The 22149-nt window shown below is 50.6% G+C and carries 19 protein-coding genes; 7 read left to right on the plus strand and 12 right to left on the minus strand.

Annotated features, from left to right (window positions below):
• Window positions 1-61: 61 nt before the first annotated feature.
• The 3 genes from rhaA to MHH48_RS21980 all read right to left on the minus strand — a co-directional run bounded on the left by rhaA (window position 62) and on the right by MHH48_RS21980 (window position 3906).
• Entirely contained in the window at window positions 62-1327 is a 1266-nt protein-coding gene (gene rhaA, locus MHH48_RS21970) for an L-rhamnose isomerase (protein ID WP_076322018.1), read from the minus strand.
• A gap of 108 nt (window positions 1328-1435) precedes the next feature.
• On the minus strand, window positions 1436-3505 hold the full coding sequence (locus MHH48_RS21975) for a bifunctional aldolase/short-chain dehydrogenase (protein ID WP_076322019.1): 2070 nt from the start codon (window positions 3503-3505) through the stop codon (window positions 1436-1438).
• A gap of 203 nt (window positions 3506-3708) precedes the next feature.
• Complete coding sequence (locus MHH48_RS21980) at window positions 3709-3906, minus strand: DUF4176 domain-containing protein (protein WP_256720503.1); 198 nt, start codon at window positions 3904-3906, stop codon at window positions 3709-3711.
• A 108-nt stretch (window positions 3907-4014) separates the two neighbouring features.
• On the opposite strand from MHH48_RS21980, the gene MHH48_RS21985 reads away from it, so the two are divergent.
• The gene (locus MHH48_RS21985) at window positions 4015-4908 is read left to right on the plus strand and encodes a hypothetical protein (RefSeq protein WP_076322020.1); all 894 of its coding nucleotides are present in this window, start codon (window positions 4015-4017) and stop codon (window positions 4906-4908) included.
• A 311-nt stretch (window positions 4909-5219) separates the two neighbouring features.
• Here the strand turns inward: MHH48_RS21985 and MHH48_RS21990 are convergent, their stop codons facing one another.
• From MHH48_RS21990 to MHH48_RS22000, 3 genes are all read right to left on the minus strand, one after another.
• Window positions 5220-5564 (minus strand): hypothetical protein, encoded by a 345-nt coding sequence (locus tag MHH48_RS21990; protein WP_076322021.1) that lies wholly within the window; start codon window positions 5562-5564, stop codon window positions 5220-5222.
• Window positions 5565-5661: 97 nt separating this feature from the next.
• Window positions 5662-6753 carry a TlpA disulfide reductase family protein gene (locus MHH48_RS21995; RefSeq protein ID WP_076322022.1) on the minus strand — a complete coding sequence of 364 codons (1092 nt, stop codon included), beginning with the start codon at window positions 6751-6753 and terminating at the stop codon, window positions 5662-5664.
• Window positions 6754-6865: 112 nt separating this feature from the next.
• The gene (locus MHH48_RS22000; protein WP_076322023.1) at window positions 6866-7393 is read right to left on the minus strand and encodes a GNAT family N-acetyltransferase; all 528 of its coding nucleotides are present in this window, start codon (window positions 7391-7393) and stop codon (window positions 6866-6868) included.
• 169 nt (window positions 7394-7562) lie between these two features.
• On the opposite strand from MHH48_RS22000, the gene MHH48_RS22005 reads away from it, so the two are divergent.
• Window positions 7563-9392, plus strand: coding sequence for a DUF2334 domain-containing protein (locus MHH48_RS22005; protein WP_076322024.1), 1830 nt, complete (start codon window positions 7563-7565; stop codon window positions 9390-9392).
• Between the two features lie 145 nt (window positions 9393-9537).
• Window positions 9538-10230, plus strand: coding sequence for a pentapeptide repeat-containing protein (locus tag MHH48_RS22010; protein ID WP_076322025.1), 693 nt, complete (start codon window positions 9538-9540; stop codon window positions 10228-10230).
• A 118-nt stretch (window positions 10231-10348) separates the two neighbouring features.
• Here MHH48_RS22010 and MHH48_RS22015 read toward each other — a convergent pair whose 3' ends face one another.
• From MHH48_RS22015 to MHH48_RS22030, 4 genes are read right to left on the minus strand one after another with little or no spacing between them, the layout of a single operon-like run.
• The gene (locus tag MHH48_RS22015) at window positions 10349-11455 is read right to left on the minus strand and encodes a Gfo/Idh/MocA family oxidoreductase (RefSeq protein ID WP_076322026.1); all 1107 of its coding nucleotides are present in this window, start codon (window positions 11453-11455) and stop codon (window positions 10349-10351) included.
• A 20-nt stretch (window positions 11456-11475) separates the two neighbouring features.
• Entirely contained in the window at window positions 11476-12207 is a 732-nt protein-coding gene (locus MHH48_RS22020) for a ThuA domain-containing protein (RefSeq protein ID WP_076322027.1), read from the minus strand.
• A gap of 54 nt (window positions 12208-12261) precedes the next feature.
• On the minus strand, window positions 12262-13422 hold the full coding sequence (locus tag MHH48_RS22025) for a Gfo/Idh/MocA family oxidoreductase (RefSeq protein ID WP_076322028.1): 1161 nt from the start codon (window positions 13420-13422) through the stop codon (window positions 12262-12264).
• Between the two features lie 25 nt (window positions 13423-13447).
• Window positions 13448-14500, minus strand: a complete 1053-nt coding sequence (locus MHH48_RS22030) for a LacI family DNA-binding transcriptional regulator (RefSeq protein WP_076322029.1) — start codon at window positions 14498-14500, stop codon at window positions 13448-13450.
• A gap of 352 nt (window positions 14501-14852) precedes the next feature.
• On the opposite strand from MHH48_RS22030, the gene MHH48_RS22035 reads away from it, so the two are divergent.
• Window positions 14853-15896: an ROK family protein gene (locus tag MHH48_RS22035; RefSeq protein WP_076322030.1), complete on the plus strand. Its 1044-nt coding sequence runs from the start codon at window positions 14853-14855 to the stop codon at window positions 15894-15896.
• 29 nt (window positions 15897-15925) lie between these two features.
• Window positions 15926-17179 carry an MFS transporter gene (locus tag MHH48_RS22040; RefSeq protein ID WP_076322031.1) on the plus strand — a complete coding sequence of 418 codons (1254 nt, stop codon included), beginning with the start codon at window positions 15926-15928 and terminating at the stop codon, window positions 17177-17179.
• 87 nt (window positions 17180-17266) lie between these two features.
• On the opposite strand, the gene MHH48_RS22045 is transcribed toward MHH48_RS22040, so the two are convergent.
• Complete coding sequence (locus MHH48_RS22045) at window positions 17267-19030, minus strand: beta-galactosidase (protein ID WP_076322032.1); 1764 nt, start codon at window positions 19028-19030, stop codon at window positions 17267-17269.
• A 191-nt stretch (window positions 19031-19221) separates the two neighbouring features.
• On the opposite strand from MHH48_RS22045, the gene MHH48_RS22050 reads away from it, so the two are divergent.
• Together MHH48_RS22050 and MHH48_RS22055 are read left to right on the plus strand one after the other, a co-directional pair.
• Window positions 19222-20136, plus strand: a complete 915-nt coding sequence (locus MHH48_RS22050) for an AraC family transcriptional regulator (protein WP_076322033.1) — start codon at window positions 19222-19224, stop codon at window positions 20134-20136.
• Between the two features lie 136 nt (window positions 20137-20272).
• Window positions 20273-20665 carry a DoxX family protein gene (locus MHH48_RS22055; protein ID WP_076322034.1) on the plus strand — a complete coding sequence of 131 codons (393 nt, stop codon included), beginning with the start codon at window positions 20273-20275 and terminating at the stop codon, window positions 20663-20665.
• Between the two features lie 216 nt (window positions 20666-20881).
• Here the strand turns inward: MHH48_RS22055 and MHH48_RS22060 are convergent, their stop codons facing one another.
• A complete protein-coding gene (locus MHH48_RS22060) occupies window positions 20882-22123 on the minus strand; it encodes an MFS transporter (protein WP_076322035.1) in 1242 nt (413 codons plus the stop codon).
• Window positions 22124-22149 lie beyond the last annotated feature (26 nt).

Genomic DNA, 22149 nt, shown 5'->3' on the forward strand with positions numbered 1-22149 from the left:
CCTCCTTGTCAGATCATAATCAACGGTTCGGGCATGAACCCGATGGCTATTCCGTCTCTTCTCATGCCTGCGAACGCTTCAGTAATACGTCCTGTTCATACTGTTTCACTTCGGACAGCCATTCTTCTCTGACCGGCACTCCCAAACGTTCGCAGTAGTAATCCCACACCGCTCCGAACGGATAGGATTTAAACTCTTCGGTCAACGCCAGGCGGGTCGTGTAATCGCCTTCAAGTTCAGCCTGCTTCAACCGATCGACCGGTTCAAGCTTGGCACGTAGCAGCGCTTTGATCGTATTGCGGGTTCCGATAACCCACGCGGCGATGCGGTTAATGCTGGCATCGAAAAAGTCCAGTCCGATATGGGTAACATCCAGCAGACGATTGCGCACCAGCTCGCGTCCGATCTCGGTCAGCTCATCGTCCATGATGACGACATGGTCGCTGTCCCAGCGCATCGGCCGGCTGACGTGAAGGAGAAGTCCATCGGTGAAAAGAGCGAGCGACGACAGTTTGCCGGCTATGCTCTCGGTTGGGTGGAAGTGGCCCGCATCCAGGCAGATCAGCTTGTTGTTCCGAATGCCATACCCCATGTAGAACTCGTGCGAGCCCACAACGTAGGCTTCGGAGCCGAGCCCGAACAGCTTACTCTCGACGGCATCCAAATTCCATTCCGGATTGATATCCTCGGCAAAAATCTCATCCAGCGAATCCTTCAGCCGCTGTCTCGGTGCCATTCGGTCTACCGGCATATCCTTGTAGCCGTCCGGAACCCAAATATTCGTTACGCAGGTCTGACCCAGCTGTTCTCCGAAATAAGCTCCGATTCTTCGCGAACCCTTGCAATGATCAATCCAAAATTGACGGATCGCCGGGTCGGCATGACTCAGCGTAAATCCATCCTTCGATTTGTCGTGGGAGAAGCAGGTCGGATTAAAATCGAGTCCAATCCCCTGCTCCTTGGCCCAATCCACCCAGGACTGGAAGTGCCTCGGCTCCAGCTGATCCAAATCAACGGACTCGTCGGTATCCGCGTAAATCGCGTGGAGATTCACTTTGTGGGATCCGGGAATGAGCGACAACGCTTTTTCCAGGTCGGCCCTCAGCTGGTCCGGCGTTTCAGCTGCCCCGGGATATTCCCCGGTCACGGAAATGCCGCCGGACAGGTCTTGATCACGGAACAGGAATCCGCGAACATCATCTCCCTGCCAGCAATGGATGGAGATTTTGATGCGTTCAAGTTCCGTCAAGATTTGGTCCACATCGATGCCATGCTCCCCATAGAGCTTTTTAGCTTCCTCAAAGTTCCTTGCAACGTCCTGCCTCATCGCATATCCTCCCATATGAATGAGGACAGCCGGGTTGTATCAACCCAGCGCCCCATCTTAATAAGAAATCTTGATTCCTTGCGTTAGGTCTGTTAGTCATTCATTCGATTATCGAGTAAACGCTGCCGGCACTCCCCCGTCAATCGTCAGCATGCAGCCGGTCGTCTTCGATGATTTGGACGAAGCAAAGTAAGCAATGCCTTCGGCAATGTCCTGCGGATAGATGTTCACGAGCAGTGTCGTGCGTTTCCGATAGTGCTCTTCCAGCTGATCCGGTTCGATCCCGTAGGCTGCAGCCCGCTCGTTTCTCCAGTTCGAATTCCAGATCGCGGAACCTTGCAGAATGGCATCCGGCAGAATGGTGTTGACTCGAATGCCGTATTCTCCGCCTTCAGCAGCAATGCAGCGCGCCAGATGAGCCTCCAGTGCTTTTACAGAGCTGTATGCGGTCACGTTCTTGCCAGCATAGACGGAATTCTTCGATCCGACAAACACCATGCTTCCGCCAACGCCCTGTGTCTTCATCAACGAGAAGGCTTCCCGCGCAACCAGGAAATAACCTGTGCCCAGCACGTTCATGTTCAGGTTCCATTCCTTCAACGATGTCTCGTCAAACGGGCTGGATGTTGCAAGGCCCGCATTGTTGACGATAATATCAACACCGCCATAAGTGATGGAAGTTTCTCGATAGGCGCGCTCCACCGCCTCTTCGTCGGTTACATCCATTTTAACAGCAAATGCCCGATTCTCCCCGTATTTTGAGTTGATCTCCTCGGCAACCTGCTGCGCCCCTTCCAGGTTCAAATCCGCCAAAACGACATGCGCGCCTTCTGCTACTAGCCTGCGGGCTGTGGCACTTCCGATACCGCCTGCTCCCCCGGTAATAAAAGCGATCTGGCGGGAAAACTCCGCCTCAGCCGGTGCAAGACTCAATTTATACAACTCAAGCGGCCAATACTCCACGTTGTAGGATTCATTTTCACTCAGGGATACAAAATTGCCCAGGGCCGTCGCACCGCGCATGACCGCAATCGCCCGATGATACAGGGCGCCGCTGACTTGCGACATCGCCCAGCTCTTGCCCGTGTTGATCATTCCGATGCCGGGAATAAGAATGACGCGCGGAGCCGCCTCGAACATGACGTCCCCTTCATGATGGTTGCGTTCAAAATAAGCTTTATACTGCTCTTTGTAAGCAGCAATCCCATCGATAAGCTTTGCCTTAAGACCTTCCACATCTTCGGCGTCAGGTGTCCAGTCGATGAAGAGAGGAACTACCTTGGTATGAACCAGATGATCGGGGCAAGCTGCGCCTACCTGGGACAGCTTCGGCGAATCGGCACCGCCGACAAAGTCCAATACATCATCTTGATCGTCGAAGGACAGGATCATTTTCTTCACGTCGCTAACGGCGCCGCGAATGGCAGGCATCACTTTGGCAGCGATACTGCGACGCACTTCCGAGGTAAGCGGTGTATGCTTCCGGCCGCCAAACAGCTTGTCGTTATCTACTCGAGCTTCGATGAAGGCTTCCGCTTCACTAATGATACGAATCGTTTGCGCGTAACAGGCTTCCGATGTATCACCCCAAGTGACAAGTCCATGCTTCTCCATCAGTACCAGCTCGGCCTTCGGATTAGCCAACACCCCTTCGGCAATCATCTTCGACAAGGTAAATCCGGGACGAACGTAAGGAACCCACACAAATCGGTCGCCAAAGATCTCCCGTGCTAATTCTTTGCCGTTATGGGCGCAGCATAAGCTGATAATGGCATCCGGGTGGGTATGGTCCACATGCTGAAACGGCAAGAACGCATGCAGCAGCGTTTCAATGGATGCACGCGGGTGCTTCGCATCGACCATGCAATGCCCCAGATAAGCCACCATTTCCTCATCCGACATCGAATCCCTTTCGAATAACGGCCGAATATCCTCCATGCGCAAGCCTGTGAAATTGCCCGATTTCATGGTAGCCAGATCGGAACCGCTGCCTTTCACGTACATAACCTCAATGTCTTTGCCGCGAAAATCCTGAATCGTTGTTTTGCTGGATGTATTGCCGCCGCCCCAGTTGCATACGCGCCGGTCGGAACCGATCAAATTCGAACGGTAGACGAGCTCATCCAATGTATGTTGTGCCTGCTGTGCCTTTGACTGTTCCCATAAGCTTTGAACCATGAAGCTTCCCCTCCGATTGACCCTATGAATTTGCTTTCATTTGTTCCCCATAATATCACGCCCGTTTATCTTTGAATAGTGTATTTTCAAAAATAAACAAAGATTTATTTGTGTTTATTCAGAATTCCATCTTATAAATCTGTTGCAAACAAAAAAACAGCCCTGCCAGAGTTACCTCTAGACAAAAGCTGCTAAATTACAATCTATGATGGGTCTGGGCCTGCGGCTGCCATTTGATCCGCCTTCGCAATTCCTTCCATTAAGGCATCACGAAAGGCGATTTCATCCTCATTGACATAACCCATAAATACAATTTCCGAAATGTCCTTATGGTTGAAAAAGATATTGGAATCTGCGGTAAGATTAACACTTGCTTCATCCCCGGCTTTAGTCCAGCACAGAAATCATTCCGGGGTACAGGGTCCTGTTACATCCCCAGCCCGTTAAAGGCACTCCCATTCTCCTGTAAATTATAAACAATTCATCATTACGGAGAGGGTGTCATTCATATGAATCAACTTGCACGTGAAACGAGGAACTGGGCGTTCAAGCTGTATAAGCAGGAGACTTGGCTTTTGCTGACAGGGCTGCTCGGGTTTTTGTTAGCCGGAATATGCGGGATATGGGTATTGCTGAATGGAGGGTCTGTCTCGCCGGATGGAGATATCTCCAAAGCGTTTTCCTTCAACGCGGCTCTGGGGATCTTCATCGTATCAACCGCAATCATTTTGCCGATTTCCGGTATGATGCCACGAAGCAAATCGTTCTACCGCTGGTGCTATATTCCGCTTGTTCTGTTCTCCTACTTCGCCGAAACCGTTCAAAATTTCCGCGGTGTCGATCCGCGATTCGTTCAGAACGGCTCGACCTTTGATCATGTCATCTCGACTATTTTCCCTGCCGTTGCGATGCTGCTTGTCGTGTTCTACCTGACCCTTGGCGCCCAATACTTCCGCAAGCGTGTAATGGAAGCCCATCCGGAACTCGGACTCGGCATTCGTTATGCCATGATCGCGGTGCTGGTATCTTTTGCTGCCGGCATATGGATTTCCATCAATGCGGGACGTTTTACCGGGATCGGCGGCAATATCATCTGGCTGCACGGACTAGGGTTTCATGCGCTGCAAGCGATCCCTTTTGTGGCGTGGCTGTCCATGAGGAAATCCGTCAATCCTGCAGTTAAACCGATCCTCATCCATATTAGCGGTCTGGCATATTTGCTCGGATTAATCGCCATCGGATGGCAGACGTTTCTTGGATACTCCATCGCTGAATGGTCCTTGCTTCCAATTATGGCGGGCAGCTGTTTTCTCGTCGCATTCACGCCAGTTATATGGCTGCTCAGTCAGTCCAATGCAACAGCTGAACCTGTCCACCATGCCCAATCCACACGTAATGTATAAGACTTGCATAAGAAAAACGGCTATCGACGAACTTTCTCAGAAGACAGACCGCGTTTATAGGATGTTTTTCTTGCGATATCAGGAAGGCCCATGCTTCGAAGTTTATACTTTCTGATATCTAAAGAAAAACGACTATCGACGAACATTCTCAGAAGACACACCGCGTTTATAGGATGTTTTTCTTGCGAGATATCGGGAAGGTCCATGCTTCGAAGTTTATACTTTCTGATATCTAAAAAAAGAGACAGTACTGGGATACCCACCTGTCTCTTCTATAAAAACACTGCGCCCGTGATCTAAATTCCTTGACGTTAGATAAACAAGAACGGAATGAGGAACAACAGCGCTATGGCTTCCCAAGCAAACACATTGCCTCCCCAGCCGTATCCACCGTATGCACCGTATCCACCGCCGTAGCCGTAAGGTCCAAATGCGGACGTTTGCGCACCGCTTTTAGCTGACTTCGAAGACTTTTTGCCCTTTTTACCTTTTGTGGACAATGTATATACGGATGGGTTCGCAAATTCGAGTTCAAGGCCTCGATCATGTACACCGCGAATAGTCCCCACGACTTCTGTTCCATCACGCATGACAGCGCAAACGGTTTTGCCGACGTAACCTCTGCATCCTTCTGCCGAAATTGGTATTGGTCGCACTTATTTTCCCCCTCCCCAGCGTTTGTGTATTATATTCCGCCTGGGGAGAAGACGGCAGAGATAGGTGTCCACATCTCCAAAAATCCGCCATTTAACCTCACTTAATCGCGCTAGCTTTTCGGTAGGCTCTAATCATTAAATCTTCGTCAACCGCGCCTTGAAACCGCTCAGATATCAGACCGTCCGGCGAGATGACGTAGGTGGTCGGATAGGCCACCACCTCGTACCGTCTGGTGCTTGCTCCGTTCTGGTCGGATAGGACAGGAAAGGTTAAACCGTTCTGCTCGACAAAAGACTGTACCTCACTCATGCTATTTTCCAGATGCGTCATATTTACAGCCAGTATAATCACATTCTCATCCTGATGTTTATCGTAAAAATCCTGCATATAAGGCATTTCTACCTTGCAAGGCGGACACCAGGATGCCCAAAAGTTCAGAAGAACCGTTTGCCCACGATAATCGGACAGTTTGATCTCCTGCCCTTCCAGATTCATCAGCGAAACATCCGGTGCGCGAAGACCAGGCTTCAACCCTTCAGCAATGGCTTCGGGATTGTTTTTGTCATTCGGCGATACGAGTGCTTCTCGTTCGCTGACCGAGGTGGAAGCGAAGTCATAGATTGCCCACACGAAAAGAGCCCCGATGATGAGTTGCACCGCTCCATTTCTACCTAATCCCAGGGTAAGAAAGCGGGACAGAGGGGAATGGAATTGAAGCCAGCTAACCGTCAGCAATGCACAGAATAATAAAATAAAGAATAATGAAGAGTTTATACCGGCCCCGTCCGCCCACAACCACTGAAATACATACCCGGCCAATCCGCTCGCGAATGCCGACAACAGAGCGGACTTCAGCAGTAGACCTGAATCTTTTCTATTCTTGTTCCAGCGCAGAGCTATGTAGATCAGGGATAGAACGACCCCAAGCCATATCCCCTTCGTTCCGCCTGTCATGTAAATAAGCGAGGTCGGATGCTGCAAGGTGCGGATCGGATCGAACACCAGCATCCCGAATTTCCATGAAATAAAACCGATGATAAGTACAGATAAATAGGTGTCCAGGATCCATTCCCGCTGCGGCATCTGACGCAAACGAATTCGAAGCGCAGCGAAACCGGCCGCCGCGCAGATCAGAAAAATCACAATGTCGGCCCTAATCATAAAAGGACCTATCGGAATTATACTCAAATGCGAACCTCCTAAGGTCGGCAAAGCAATTGTAAGCATCGCAATTACCCACCGGGGTATATCCCCATCATAGTAGATTCCCTCACCAATGTAAACTTAAGCGGAGCGCTTTTTAGGAGAAGGGCCGAATCCGATCAATGGAACTCCACAGCAAAGCCATTTCAGTATGTGTTTTTCCGCCGATGACAATCTCTTTTCGTTTCAGTTCCTGGCCGCCCATATATTTATAAAAATGCTCAGCCTTATTGCCTTCCAACACCCAGACCAATAATGAACGATATCCTCTAACTTGCAGAAATTCCTTCAGCCTCGCAAACAGCTGCTTCCCCCAGCCCTTCCCCTGAATCTCTTCCAAAAGATAGATCGCGTAAAGTTCTCCTTCATGAGAAATCTTCTGCTCTCGCTCCGTGCCGTAAGACATGAACCCGTATACCTCGCCATCTTCATCTGCAATGACCAGCAGTTGTTCGTCCTCCGGCAAATTGGCAAGCTTCCAGCGCCAGCCTTCTATCCGATCGGCAGTGGACAACTTTCCTAAAAAGCTATCATCTACGATTCCTTTATACGTCGTTTTCCAGCTATTCACGTGGACGTTAGCGATGCCTGCAACATCATGTTCATTTGCGTGTCTAATATGCATAAACTTCCTCTTCCTCCTGCTCATATCTTAATCTCTATGTATTCGCGGACACGATCTGCGATCCTCTTTTTTATGAACGCTTCATCCCTGATGACGCAATGCCCATTCCCGGCATACATATATCGAGATCGGTACTCCGAGCAGCTACCTATGGAAGGAGCGCATCTTGATGAATAAAGCATTGATACGGCTTGAAGATATCGGACCAGGCGGCTGGTATGAGACAGAGGAACAACAGGCGAAGCTGCTGGTCATCGCACAGTTCCTGCATCATCAACAGATCCCCTTTCACCTGGCCGTCATTCCGCGATATGTCGATCCGGTGCACCATGTGGATCGATCGATAGATGATCTGCATGATGAAGTTTCCCTTCGATTTGCAAGGCTGCTACGAAGGATGGTAGCCCTTGGAGCCTCGCTAGGTATTCATGGATATACGCATCAGTACGGGGAATCGGTAAGCGGCGACGGAATCGAATTTGCTTATCCCGAATGCAGCGCCAATTGTCCTCCGGATGATCCGCCCGAGGCGCTCCATTCGCTCTTGCAGCTGCAGCAATCCTATGCTTATCAGCGGGTACAACGGGCTCATAAGATGTTTCAAGCGGCTGGTCTTACAGCGGTCTGGTATGAAACTCCCCACTATACCGCTTCATCTGTCCAGCGTCATATTATTGAGATTTGTAACGGCATCCTCTATGAATCTCCGCCTTCCAGCCCTGATGCAAGGAGAGCCGCACTCCAGCACACCCCGGACGATCCGATGACAAACGGAACGATCTACGTTCCCACTCCGCTTTATTATGTGGCAGGTGACAAGATCGAGGAAGAAGTCACTCGTATGGAACGGACATTACAGGATTTCACAGGCGATCGTGAACTGGCCTCGTTCTTCTACCACCCCTATCTCGAATTCCCCTATATCCGTTTCCTTGCTGACGGCACTGTACATTATGAAGAGCATTCGCCCCTTAGAAGAATCATTCAGTCCTTTAATAGGGAGCGTAAATCGTTTGTGACCATAACCTCAATCTTGCCCTTCATACCGGATTTCAGGGAAACCCGATGGCAGGACAGGTCGACCATGAATCGCCCTAAGTTTCTGCACGCCACGAGAAAAGAGCAGCCGGATCGATGGATCGTCCGGGACGAGGCCAACAACCTATGGTACGCCGCTACTTTTGGGGTCTTGTCCCCCATTAAAATCCATAATGGCATACAGTATATACGCCCGCTGTTGGCAGACTGGCCGCTTTACCCCGGTGGGACTGCGATGGCAGGCGATTATGATGGAGATGGCAGCGTCGATGCGGCTGTATGGCATGCGGAGCTGGGGATTTGTGAGGTTGCCTTGGGTTCAGGGAGCCGTTTAGTACCATCGGGTCATTGGCTCTGTGAATTTGGAGCCGTGGACTGGAAAGCTCTTACGGGGGATTTGGACGGGGACGGCAGACATGATTTATTTCTATGGGACCCTGTCACAGGAAAAGCCGCCATTGCTTATAGCTCCGGGTGTCATTTTTATTCTCCCCTAATTCAGCATAAGGTTTCCGTACAGGGTGAAGGCATGATTCCTTCCATAGGAGATGTGAATGGCGATGGGCTGGATGACCTGGTTGTGTGGAACTCCGACTCGGGCACATGCCAGGTCTGGTTAAGCAGCGGAAAACAGCTCGTGGACGCCGGAAATTGGTATTCTGACAAAGATTCCATCGGTTCGCCCATATCTGTGATGCTAGGTGACGTGGATGGGGATGGGCTGAAAGATTTGATTCTCGTTGAACATACCGCAGGGAACTGGCTCGTTCTCTATAGCTCGGGAACCTCCTTCTGGCGGCAGGAAGAACGGTTTGGGCCTTGGGTTGCCGGTGAATCAATGACACCTCTCATTGGCGATCTAACGGGCAATGGCCGTGTCAGTCTGCTGGCATGGTCTCCGAATCGGCTCGGCGGAACCTTGGACGCCGCCATCAATTCCAGGGACCGGACAATCGGATAAGGACATGATATACTTCTATACAACATAATCAGGTTTATTCAGAACTCGTGTAATATGCGGTCTGTCTTCTGAGAAAGTACGTCGATGGAAATGATTCTTATAAGTTCTCATCTCTATACTTATTTCTATGTTCGGAGGAGAAGTCATGTCATCCAAAAGCGAAAACCATACCAACAGCAATACAGCCAGTCCATCCCCCTCAGTCAAAATTGTGAAACCCAAGCTCCCCAAACAGCTTGAGCCTATGATTCTATCCGATGCCGGCGTTGACGATGAAGCCTCGTTCATTCAATCCACTTGTCAGGACGAGACCCTGTCTTATATTTCAGCCGACAAGGTTCAATTCGATCAAATGATATTCCATAACGTTACGTTCCAACACGTCACGCTCCACCATGCCGAACTAACGGATCTGGTATTTAACCATTGCGACTTGTCCAACGTAGATCTTAGTGAGGCCATTATGTACCGCGTACAATTCAATCATTGCAAAATTCTGGGGCTCGACTTGACGGCAGCTACCATCCGTAACGTCGTATTCGATCATTGTACGGGCGACTACGCTACGTTTCGTTTTGCTAACATGAAGCAGGTGTCCTTCCAATCCACCTCCCTCGTAAAGTCGGATTTTTATCATTCCGAATTAAGCAAGGTGGAATTTGTGGATTGTCAGATCGACCAATCGCAGTTCTCCGGTACGAAACTTGCGGGGATCGACTTAAGCCGAACCGATTTCCATAATATTGGCGTGACCCTGGAGGATCTTCAAGGATGCATCATTTCACCGCATCAAGCTATCCCGTTAACCAAAATTTTCGGTCTTGTCGTCAAAGAATGACCGTAAGTTATACGTGCATCTTCGTTTATATGATGGACGTATCCGTGCGCAGCATAAAGCGGCTTACTCCGAGGTCCCCTTGGACCTTTCGGGTTAAGCCGCTTTTTAGATCATCCTGTTATTGATCAAGAGTATACTTCTGCAAATCCAGCGGCAGCGGTGCCGGGATGTCACAGGTGCTGACCATCTCATAGCGCTTGCCTTCATCGGAAGCATCATGGAACCCCCACATGGCTTCAAGCACATGATAGGCAAGCTCGCCGCTCGCACGATGAGCTCTTCGGCTGCGGATAGCATAGGCCATATCCGCTGGGCCGATCCCTCTTGTATTCTCGTTATACCCCGGAAGCAATGGTTCTTCCGTCCACTCGGTTTCTCCGGTCAACCGATATTGAACCGAGCCGCCAAAACCGTTGGGATCCGGGACGAGCATCGAACCCTTGGTGCCGTAGATTTCAATATTAGGAAGCGTGCTCCCTCCAAATACATCAAAACTCGTAATCAGCGTGCCAATCGCACCGTTATGAAACTCCATAAGTCCAGCCACGTGAGTAGGAATGTCCACCTGAATCTTCTGACCCTGTTTCTTCTCACTGGTAATCGTCCGCTCCGTAAGGGCCGTTCCGGTCATGCCGCTAATACGGCGGATTGGTCCCAGCAGCTGAACCAGCGCTGTCAGGTAGTAAGGCCCCATGTCAAACATCGGACCACCGCCAGCGGCATAATAAAATTCCGGATCAGGATGCCAATGCTCGTGTCCGCGGCTCATCATAAATGCGGTCGCTGCAATCGGCTTGCCGATGCGTCCGTCTTCAATGAGTTTCAGTGCCGTTTGGATACCGGCTCCAAGGAATGTCTCAGGAGCGCATCCGACAAGCAGCCCTTTGGACGCAGCCATATCCAGCACCGCCTTACCCTCTTCTCGGGTCACGCCAAGCGGCTTTTCCACGTACACATGCTTGCCGGCTTGCAGTGCATCCAGCATAATTTGCGCGTGAAGTGCAGGTATCGTCAGATTAATGACCAGCTCAATCTCCGGATCTGCAAGCAGTTCCTCGGTAGTGTATACATTCGGGATATTATACTTGGCAGCCTGTTCCTCGGCACGCGCACGATCGATATCCGCACAAGCCGTCAGCTCCAGGATATCGAACTTATGGCAGTTTTCCATATATATGCCGCTGATTTTTCCGCAGCCGATGATGCCAACCTTTACTTTCTTCATGATCCAAGTCTCCTTCTGCCTTATTGGCTGTCTCCCATACCTGTGTAGCTTTGACCTTCCGTAAACACACTCATGTCCGAACCCGAATACAACGCTTTGCCTTCAGCAGCCCAGAGCAATCCCCTGCGCATCATTTCCTTCACCTGCGGCATATCGACGATATCGGCATGATGGCCGAGGGAATTGTAATAGACCCGTCCATATCCCCAGCGCTTCGTCCACGCCACCGGCATGTCGACCGCTTTGTTAAGCAGGTGCGGTCCGGCCGCAACTGGAAAACGAGTGGTTGCCAGCACTTCAACAGCCGGATCCACATGCAGATAATACTGCTCGGAGGCCACCGTGAAATCCTGCATTCCTGCTACCAGCGGACTGGAGCTCGATTTAATCTCAACCCGGTATTTCACGCCGTCGTTGCCTGGATGCGCAACCCAGTTTCCTCCTGTCATGAACTGCCAATCCACATTGTTGCGGAACGAATCACACATACCGCCGTGGCAGCCCGCCAAACCGGTTCCCTTCTGTACGGCAAGCGATACGTTCTCTACCTGCTCCTTCGATATTTCGCCCATCGTCCATACCGGCACGATCAGATCCAAGGCTTGAAGCTTCTCTGCATCATTAAAAGCATCCAGCGTGCCGGATACTTCTACCTCATATTGCTCATCCCGAAGCAATTCCGCGAAAATGCCGGCAACCTGCTCGGGTTCATGTCCGTCCCAGCCGCCCCATACAATTAAAGCCTTTTTCATGATGATAGCACTCCTTTTTTTATGTGTCTGGCCAAGATTGGCCGAATGACTTGATTACATTTCCGACAGCTGCACCCAGCGGCGCTCTGCAATGGATTTATCCACGGCTTCCAGCACTGCCTGGCATTTCACGCCATCCTCGAAATTGGGCATAGGCTGCCTTCCCTCGGATATAGCGGTCGACAGCTCCAGAATTTCATGCGTAAAGGTGTGCTCGAAACCGATCGTATGTCCCGGAGGCCACCATGCTTCCATATAATCGTGAACGGGATCGGTTGCGAGTACGCGGCGGAAGCCCTGAACATCCTCAGCGTCGGATGTAAAGTAAACCTCCAGCTCATTCATCCGTTCAAAATCGAATTTAACACTGCCCAAGCTGCCGTTGATCTCGAAGGAGTTGGTGCTGCGGTGACCCGCAGCAAAGCGGGTCGCCTCAAAACTGCCCAGCGCCCCGTTCTCAAAGCGGGTCATGAACAGCGTAGCGTCATCTACCGTCACTTTCCCCATGGAACCGCCTGTGCTTCCTTTTGCGCTTAACCCGGTCATCTCGCTGGCAATAGGACGCTCCTTGATAAAGGTTTCGCTCATTCCAATCACTTCCTGCATATCGCCGACCAGATAATGGGCGAGATCGATCAGGTGAGCACCAAGATCCCCGTGCGATCCGGATCCGGCCACTTCCTTCTGCAACCTCCATACCAGCGGAAACTGCGGGTCCATGATCCAATCCTGCAAAAACCAGGCGCGAAAATGATAGATCTGACCCAATCTTCCACCTTCAACCAGCTTCTTGGCCAGTCTTACGGCTGGTGAAAATCTATAGTTAAATCCGACCATATGGGTGACTCCCGCTTCTTGCGCTGCCTGCAGCATCTCTCTGGCGTCCGCCAGGGTCAAAGCAAGCGGCTTCTCGCAAAATATATGCTTGCCCGCCTTGGCCGCGGCAATGGCAATCTCCTTATGGGCATCGCTTGGAGCATTGATATCGATCAGATCGATATCTTCCCGATTGACAAGTCCCTTCCAATCGGTAACGCTTTCACTCCAGCCCAACTGAACCGCCGCTGCTTGAACGGCCGACACATTACGGCCGCAGATTGCTACCATTTCTGGCTTCAGCGCCTCCGGAAAAAACATCGGGAGGCTCCGGTACGCATTGCTGTGGGCTTTACCCATAAATTTATAACCAATCATGCCGACACGTAATTGTTTCATCCTTCATTCCTCCTTGAATAAGGGTTCATTGATTTCGATGAAGCGAAGATGCACGGATTACCAGGCGAGTTGGAAGTTGGCGATGGAGAACTGCGTTCGTTAAGTTACCTGCTGGCAAATCGGAGGCTTCCAGCATCCGAAGCACATGCTCCGCTGCAAGGCATCCCAGCTCATAAAACGGAACTCTCACGCTGGTAAGCGGCGGAGTACACAGCTCGGCGGCATCCGAATCGTCATACCCGACAAAGGCAGGCATTCGTTCTTCTGAAATGCCTAATGCCCGCAGTCCCTGCTGAAGTCCAATCGCCATGCGGTCATTGGCGGCAAATACGGCTTCAATCCGGTCCAACTTCCCGGCGATTAACTCGGCTGCGGCATAACCGCTTTTGCGGCTGAAGTTGCCTTCGAACAGCAAGGATTCATCCAGCACGATTCCCGCTTCATTCAGTGCCCGGGCGTACCCCTTCAACCGGTCGCGACTGTTGGAATACTGAGGCGGCCCATTCAGAAAAGCAATCTTCCGGAATCCCTGCTGCGTCAAGTGATGAACCGCTTGATAGCTTCCATCCACATGATCGGCATCCATAACGTGAAACGCCTCACCGTCAAAGTATTGATTAATCAGGCAATAGGGTTGATTCGCTTCACTCAGCTGTTTGATGGCCGCACGTTCGCCTTCCTCATCCCGGGCGCCCAGAATAATGCAGGCATCAACTTTCTGGGTTCGGAACAGGTTCAAGTAGTCCATCGAACCGCCGGGCTCGCGGAACAGCATCAACAAGTCATATTGACTCTCCAACGCCTTACTGCCAATACCGCTCAATATTTCGGAAAAATAGTAAGCGGAGAATATACGAGCCTTCGGCAGATAGGGCATGACGACGCCCAGGTTACCGCTTCTTCGACGGGCAAAACTTCGGGCAAGCGCACTCGGGGTATACCCGAGCTGATCCGCCGCTTCCAGCACCCGCTGCTTGGTCTCCTCCTTGATTGGTCCGACCCCATTCAGTACACGGGATACCGTTGCTTCCGAAACGCCGGCAAGCTGTGCAACTTCTTTACGACTAGCGATATTCATCAAGCCTCCTGCAATTTATGTACGCGCGTACATTTTCTCATGGAGCCTTTCTGTTGTCAACCGCCTTAATCTAATTTCATGTATAATAGGGCGCAAGAAACGCTGCTGCGGTTCTCCATGATCCTGATGCCGATCAATCCTCGGCGGTACCATCATGCTTCTGCGATGTCTCATACTGCTTCTAGTATTAGAGCGTCCGCATCGATTATCCTTTGTTGCGAACGTTCTTTTTCTGTCCTCCAGATATCCTCCGATTTCATGCAGCAAAATTGTTCTTGCACCATCATTTGAGATATGCAATAATCATCTCCAGACACTTATTAAACTCGTTTAAAAAGGTGAGAAAGTGGTGATGACAACGCGCAAAGAAGCTTTACCCACACCGCAATCCATGAAATACGCCGTGCGGCGCGCGCTCCGCTCTTCCCTGCTGGAGCTCGGCAGTGGAACCAAAGCGGAGCTAAGTGATCGGCTCGGCATCAGCTTTCCTACGGTGAGCAAAGTTCTGGAACAGATGGCGCAGGAAGGCGAGGTCACCCTGCTCGGACTGGATGAGTCCCGTGGCGGCAGGCGTGCAAACCGCTACGCTTTTAACCCGGACTATATGCTGGGTCTCGCCGTTTATTATGAGAAGGAGCAGAGCGTATATACCATTTTTAATTGGAACGGCGATCTGATCGAACGGAAAGCTGAAGACGGCATACTCCAGCTTGGACCGGAAGCGCTAGCTTCCCAGCTAGGAAGCTGGATCCATCGTTATCCGAAGATCCGCTCGATTGCGGTCGGCATGCCGGCTGCGGTGCGAGATGGCGTCATTTTTCACGTACCGCTGTACGGGACATTCCAGGATTACGACCTCAAATCTTACCTGGAGAACCTGTTCTCCATTCCTGTCATCGTGGAAAATGACATGAATGCTGCCGTGCTTGGCTATCAGAATCTGAGCCGCTCGGAGGAGGCTTCCCTGGTATACGTGTATCTCGGACATAATGGACCGGGGGCGGGACTGCTGATCAACGGAAACGTCGTTCGGGGAAGGTCGTTCTTCACGGGTGAGATCGGCTATGTACCGATGAGCAAGGACAACAATTTCCATGATGTATTGGACCGTAAAAGTTCCGTCATGAGCAGCCTCATCGAGCCGGATGAGGAGCAAATCGATGCGTTAAGCCGATTAAGCGCCGCCTTCACCGCGATTCTCAATCCCGATGCCATTCTGTGGTGTGAGCATAACCTTCTGCCCTCCACCCTGCTCTCCGTTAAAGACCGGGCTTCCGCCTACGTACCGGAGCGGCATCTGCCCGAAATGCTGCTTCGCGAGTGGGAACATGACTATCTAGCCGGCCTGCAGCGGCTTGCTCTGGGTACGATGATATCCGATACAAGTGCAATGTAAAATTCAACGATGACGATTGGGGAATAACCGTGAATACAGACCTTCAAACGAAAGCAAAACCTAAATTCAGCAAAGACTACACCCTTCATTTGGCAACCATCTTTCTCGGCTTTATCATTTTCGGAATATCGGAAAATATTAAGGGACCCGCCATTCCAAGAATTCAATTCGACTTCAACCTGGATGAAATGCAGATCGGTACCTTGCTATCGCTGAACGCGCTCGGGTACTTGATTGCCTGCTCTTTCACCGCGCTGTTAACCCGGAAGATCGGGATCAAGTGGGTCAGCATGGCTGCCTTCGGTTCGATGGCTCTCTCGGGTGTGTTCATCTTCCTGTCGCACAGCTACCCAATGTTTACCGCGTCCTACTTCTTCATGTACATTGGAAACGGTATGCTGGAGATCGGCCTCGCCATATTGGCGGCCCGGATCTTTGTGCGAAACACAGGTACGATGATGAACCTGTCCCATTTCTTCTACGGAATCAGCTCAACCGTGGCACCAATGATTGCATCCGGCCTCATGACCGTAAGCGTGTTTAATTACACACTGGACTGGCGGGGTATGTATCTGGCCATGCTGATGTTATCCGTACTGCCGATGATCCCGGCACTCATGAGTAAGTTTCCCGGTGACGATCTGTCCGAAACGGAACGAACTCCGCTCAAGTTATTAGTTAAAGATCCTGCGCTGTGGCTGGTCGTCATGATTCTTTCCTTCGGTGTTGTATCGGAGATGGCAGTTGGCGGTTGGCTCGTAAACTTTCTTGAAAAATCGTACAAATGGGAACCTACGGCTGCAGCCGGGATGCTGTCCGCCTTCTTCCTCTGCTTCTCGGCAGCACGCCTGCTGCTTGGCCCGATAACGGATCGGATCGGCTTCACGCTTTCCATAATCATCCTGTCCGCGCTGACCGGAGTATGTACATTTGTCGCAATCTTTGGCGGGGAATCCTATGCCTTCCTGTTCGCGGCTGCCGGCATTGGAATTGCTCCGATTTATCCGACGGTCATGGCTCTAATTGCCAAAAGATATCCGAACGAGAGCGACACCGCGATTACGTTCATCGTCACCATGATGGGAATCGGCAGCGTTATCGGCAATTACGCGATCGGAGCGATCACGAACGGATTCAAGCAAATGTACGGCAGCGGGACAGAGCTCGGATTACTGCGCGGGCTGCAGGCAGGCTATGGCTTTATCGGATTGTGTGCCATCCTATGCTCACTCTTCGGCATCATTCTGTACCGTTATTTAAAAGTTCGTAAGCAATTGGTTTAATCCTATGAACATTAAAGGGAGCCCTCTCATGAGTACAAGAGGGCTCCCTTTTATTCGTTATTATCTGTTTGTCTACCCACACCCTAATTAGCCCAAGTCGGGTTGATCGACAAGCTCGATGCTTGCTGTTTCAGTATGATGCAGCTCAAACACCAAGATTTCATTGCGCCCCTGCTTCAGCAGCGGTCCAGGCAGATAAAGTGCTGCTTGCGGTCCATGTTCCCAGTAACGCCCCAGGTTAAATCCATTAACCCAGACGACCCCTTTTCCCCATCCGTCCAAACGGATAAACGTATCGCCAATGTCATCCACCGAGAATTCACCCCGATAGAAGGTAGGGCGATCCCGCTGTTCAAGCGGACCCGTAAGCGGTTGAAACGGTGCCGCATTCGGATTCTCAAGCGGCAAAGAATAGATGCTCCAGTCATACAGGAACTGGTTGTTCATCCGGACTCCCTCAGTGATCCCTTTATAGTCCTTCAGCTTCGGGCCGTAATTGATACGCCCCATATTCTCGACAACGATCTCAAGCCGAGCCCCGGCTGCCGGAACATCGATCTGCAGGGCTTGGGGATTCCAGCGTTCAACCGTTCCCTGATACTTACCGTCCAGGAATACCTGTGCCCGGTCATGCACCTCTTGCAGATACAGCGATTCTCCTTGACGAGGTCCGGAGATATCCGTTGCGTAAACGATGAAGCCATAACTTTGACCCAGCAGTTCCATCGGAACAGGTGTCGTACATTTCACCGGATCGGATAGAACTGACAGATGCTCCAGCAAGTCGGCATAATGCGTCATGCGAACCGAACCATAGCTATTTTTCTTGACGGACTGAGGCAGGCTTGGGAAATCAGAGAGCTCTTTCCCCTGATGCTTCGCAATCGCGCTGCGAATGGCCTCGTACTTAGCTGTCACATCCCCGCACTCCGAGAGAGGGGCATCATAATCGTAGCTGGTGATCGTGGGCTCATACTTCTCGTGAAAATTCGCCCCGTTATAAAATCCGAAATTCGTCCCGCCATGAAACATGTAGAAGTTCACGGATGCATTCGAATCCAGCATCTCCTTGAACACGGCGGCGGCATCTTCCGCATCCCGGGTATGATGCGGTTTCAGCCAATGATCAAACCATCCATTCCAGTATTCCATGCACATCAGAGGGTCTTCCGCACGATATTCCCGCAGTTTAGCAAAAGCCTCCTCGGTTCTTGAACCGAAATTGACGGTGGCAAGCACGCCCGGAACGGTTCCGCCTTGCAGCATGCCGTCGGTGGGACCATCCGAAGTGAACAGCAATACGTCTACGCCCCGCTTGATCAAGCCATCCTTCAGATACTCCAGATAAGCCGTATCATTTCCGTAGCTCCCGTACTCGTTCTCGATTTGCATGGCAATTACCGGACCTCCATTGGAGGTTAATAACGGAACCAGACGCGGAATCAGTTCATCATAATAACGGTCAACCTTCTCCAGATACACCGGGTCTATGCACCGCAGGTGGATATCCGGATACTGCAGCAGCCAGGACGGAAGCCCGCCAAATTCCCATTCTGCGCATATGTAAGGGCTTGGCCGAAGGATCACATGCAGCCCGAGATCACCGGCAATTTGGACGAATCTCTCCAAGTCGGCGATACCATCAAACGTAAAATGTCCTTCCTTGGGTTCATGCAAATTCCACGGAATATAGCTTTCCACGGTGTTCAATCCACAGCTTTTCAGCTTCATCAGCCTGTCTTCCCAATATTCCGGTACGATCCGAAAATAATGTACGGCACCCGACAGAATCTGGATCGGCTCATCCCCGAGCACGAACTGTTGATTAACCGCTTTCAATTGAGCTTTCATATCCTGTTTCCTCCCTGCTCGTATCATTTCGCTTTCTATTATCATCATCTATCAAAAGCTCGTGCTGCTCAATCTCCAAATGGATCATTCTTTATACCTTTTGTGCCGAATATTCAGAATCGCAAGCTCCTATTATGATAATATATAAGGCATAATCACTGGAATTTTCGATGCCAAAGGAGCCGACCCATATGGATATCGCTTTTCGCTTTCCTAATATGATTCACACCCTTCAAGTAACAGGATGCCTTTTTGATTCCCATCCACCCGGATGGAGTTATCCGAGGCATCATCATCATCTTTTCGAGCTGCTGTACTGTCTGGAAGGCGAGGTCCTGCAGGAAATTCATCGGGAGTCCTTTACGCTGCGGCAAGGGGAATGGCTTCTGATCAAATCCGGAGTGCCCCATCAAACCTCCAATCTGGCGAGCGGGCCGTATGGATACTTCAACGTTCATTTTGATCTCGATGATCAGGAAATTCGGAGTTTATTGTCCGCCGCCCCTTACCGTCACATTCGCCAGCAGGAAAGCGAGCACAGCAATCTGAATGCATACGTTCAAGAGCTGGAGGGAATCGTTCGGCGCAGTCAGCCGGCAGCCCATTCGCTTCACCCGGAGAACCCTAGAGCTGAATACAATCTCACCTTTGAAGACAGGCTGCTGCTCCAGTCCTATACATTGCTCATCATCCACGATGTACTTTCACTTCTGAAGGTGCAGGATGAAGTCAAGCTGCCTTCGTCGACACAGGCTGCAGCAGGCTCGCATAAACCGTCTTCCTTGCATGCTGCCGATGCGGCGCATGCCATTGAAGAGAAATTATCATCAGGACTCACAGAGGAGATCTCTGTCGCAGCGGTCTCCAAAGAGCTTAATTTAAGCCGCAGCCAATGCAGCAAGCTGTTTCGCCAGGTTTACGGAATATCGCCAAGACAATATATCAGCCGTCAAAAGCTCACCCTAGCCAAGGAACTGCTAGTCACGACCCATCTGCCAATGACGGCGATCGCAGACAAACTCGGTTTTCGCTCAGCAAGCCATTTTTCAAGACAATTCCGCCGCTGGACTGGGCAGTCGCCAACCGAATACCGTCCCAGACACTAAATAGTGGAATTTGATTAATTTTAGTAAGTTACTTGACAATTAACAGCATTATTGAGTATGATACAATCTATAGTTTCAGCTATACAAAAGTTAGTTGATAACAATTAAAAACAAAAACAAGGAGCTGTTACCATTCATGCGTAGTTATTCTTCTACGGGTACATTTATTATTCGGGTTATCCTGGGGGTCATCTTTTTGGCTCACGGTTTGGATAAATTCCAGAGCGGCATCGGAAATATCGAGGGCTTTTTCGCAAGTTTGGGTATCCCCGCATTCATGGCGTCCGTTGTGGCCATTATCGAAATTGTGGGCGGTATTGCACTGATTATCGGTTTGGGAACGAGAATTGCCTCCCTTGTTCTTGGCGTCGTGCTTGTCGTTGCTATTTTTCAGGCCAAGCTGGGCATGGGCTTCCTAAATGGCTATGAATTGGATATAGCGCTGCTCGCAATGGCTGTCCACCTTGCCCTTAGCGGCAGCAGCCTGCTGTCAGTTGATTCATTGTTTAGCAAGAAGAACAAAGCCTAAAGTAAACGCAAAGGCTCGCCGTTAATCCGAGGCACGACGACCTCATTTAAGAAAAACGTCTATCGACGTACTCTCAAAGAGGACAGACCGCGTTTAGCGGTAGTTTTTCTTGCGATATCAGGCAGCAGATCCTTCGAAGTTTCTATATCTTAAAAAAAGCCGTACCTGACGATCAGTCTCCCATGATGATCCAGGTACGGCTCTTTTTATAACATGTTATGAAAAGTTGCTGCCGCCCGTTTCTGCCTCTAAAGCCGAATTCCTTTGCAATCTCAGGAGCGTAAACGACAATCCTGCGGATATCGCAATACAGATTGAACCCGCAATGTACACCATGCGAATGCCGAGTGTATCCGCTATTAGACCAATTACGGCAATCGATAAACTCGTTACCGTGGATAGCAAGATATCACGCGAAGCGTAAATTTTCGGCAGCATCTCTTGATTTACACTGGATTGGAGCGCGGTTTGCTGAGCCACATCCCGCAGCTGGTAGGCCGGTCCCATTGCTATACACAGGATCAAAGCCACGATCGGGATACTGTTCAGGCCATACCACAGGGTAAGCAAACTGAACACCGCGGAACCTACGGCCATGCATGGAATCAGATTCTTCTGGATAAAAGAAGACAGCAGCAGCATCAGTAACCCACCCACAATGGCGCCTACATAATAACTGGCGTTAATGAATCCCCACCAAGCTTCGCCTTGATGCAGCACTTCCTTGACATACACCAGCGTGATCGCTCCTACCCAGATGGTTCCGGCAATCCCTTCAATCATATCCATCATCGTGACGATTCTTAATGTAGGATTTCTCCACAGGTAGAACCAGCCTTCACGAATCACTTCCCAGCTTGGTTTCGCTCGTCCAGCTGCAGCCGGTTCCTTTGCCTTCATGGAGCGTGCTGCGATCCAAAGGGAAAAGACGGATACCCAGATGAGTACACAGCTCATGATTAAAGTCGGCATATGTCCAAACCGTACAACTAGAAAGCCCGTAAAGGTATATCCTGCAATCTGCAAGGACTGGCTGGTCACGGATAGTGAGCTGTTGGCCTTAACCAATCGGTCAGGTGCAACTAGTCTCGGAACCATGGACTGGATGAGCGGGTTTCCCCATCCTTCGGTAAAAGCAATGAACAAGATAAACATACATAGTATGGAAACCTGAGATGATATGTATGGAAATGCAATGACCAATGCGGTTAACAACAGAGCTTTCATGACTTGAAGCCTTACCAGAAGCTTGGAGAAGCCGAATTTCTCCATGACAAGCGGAGCCGTAAGACCGGCGACAAACCGTGCGACTGCGTTAAACAGCGGGAACAACGCGGCAATAAAGGCCGATCCGGATTCTTGATACATAAAGGTAGTCAGTACCATAATGTAGACAACGCCTGCCAGCGAAATGCTCGAGTGCGCGGTCCAGTAGTATAAAAAGCCTCCTCTTTTCATGTTCACACCCTATCCTGATGATCTTT

Origin of the sequence: Paenibacillus sp. FSL F4-0100 (assembly GCF_037993005.1) — a bacterium.
Taxonomy (GTDB): domain Bacteria; phylum Bacillota; class Bacilli; order Paenibacillales; family Paenibacillaceae; genus Paenibacillus_AQ.

What these genes read in the sequence shown, in the direction of transcription:
- MHH48_RS22045 (WP_076322032.1), bottom strand. Translation starts at nt 19,030, where the DNA reads ATGAAAGCTCAATTGAAAGCGGTTAATCAACAGTTCGTGCTCGGGGAT.
- MHH48_RS22030 (WP_076322029.1), bottom strand. Translation starts at nt 14,500, where the DNA reads ATGAATATCGCTAGTCGTAAAGAAGTTGCACAGCTTGCCGGCGTTTCG.
- MHH48_RS22060 (WP_076322035.1), bottom strand. Translation starts at nt 22,123, where the DNA reads ATGAAAAGAGGAGGCTTTTTATACTACTGGACCGCGCACTCGAGCATT.
- MHH48_RS21985 (WP_076322020.1), top strand. Translation starts at nt 4,015, where the DNA reads ATGAATCAACTTGCACGTGAAACGAGGAACTGGGCGTTCAAGCTGTAT.
- rhaA (WP_076322018.1), bottom strand. Translation starts at nt 1,327, where the DNA reads ATGAGGCAGGACGTTGCAAGGAACTTTGAGGAAGCTAAAAAGCTCTAT.
- MHH48_RS21975 (WP_076322019.1), bottom strand. Translation starts at nt 3,505, where the DNA reads ATGGTTCAAAGCTTATGGGAACAGTCAAAGGCACAGCAGGCACAACAT.
- MHH48_RS22015 (WP_076322026.1), bottom strand. Translation starts at nt 11,455, where the DNA reads ATGAAGAAAGTAAAGGTTGGCATCATCGGCTGCGGAAAAATCAGCGGC.
- MHH48_RS22005 (WP_076322024.1), top strand. Translation starts at nt 7,563, where the DNA reads ATGAATAAAGCATTGATACGGCTTGAAGATATCGGACCAGGCGGCTGG.
- MHH48_RS22000 (WP_076322023.1), bottom strand. Translation starts at nt 7,393, where the DNA reads ATGCATATTAGACACGCAAATGAACATGATGTTGCAGGCATCGCTAAC.
- MHH48_RS22050 (WP_076322033.1), top strand. Translation starts at nt 19,222, where the DNA reads ATGGATATCGCTTTTCGCTTTCCTAATATGATTCACACCCTTCAAGTA.
- MHH48_RS22010 (WP_076322025.1), top strand. Translation starts at nt 9,538, where the DNA reads ATGTCATCCAAAAGCGAAAACCATACCAACAGCAATACAGCCAGTCCA.
- MHH48_RS22055 (WP_076322034.1), top strand. Translation starts at nt 20,273, where the DNA reads ATGCGTAGTTATTCTTCTACGGGTACATTTATTATTCGGGTTATCCTG.
- MHH48_RS22020 (WP_076322027.1), bottom strand. Translation starts at nt 12,207, where the DNA reads ATGAAAAAGGCTTTAATTGTATGGGGCGGCTGGGACGGACATGAACCC.
- MHH48_RS22025 (WP_076322028.1), bottom strand. Translation starts at nt 13,422, where the DNA reads ATGAAACAATTACGTGTCGGCATGATTGGTTATAAATTTATGGGTAAA.
- MHH48_RS22035 (WP_076322030.1), top strand. Translation starts at nt 14,853, where the DNA reads ATGACAACGCGCAAAGAAGCTTTACCCACACCGCAATCCATGAAATAC.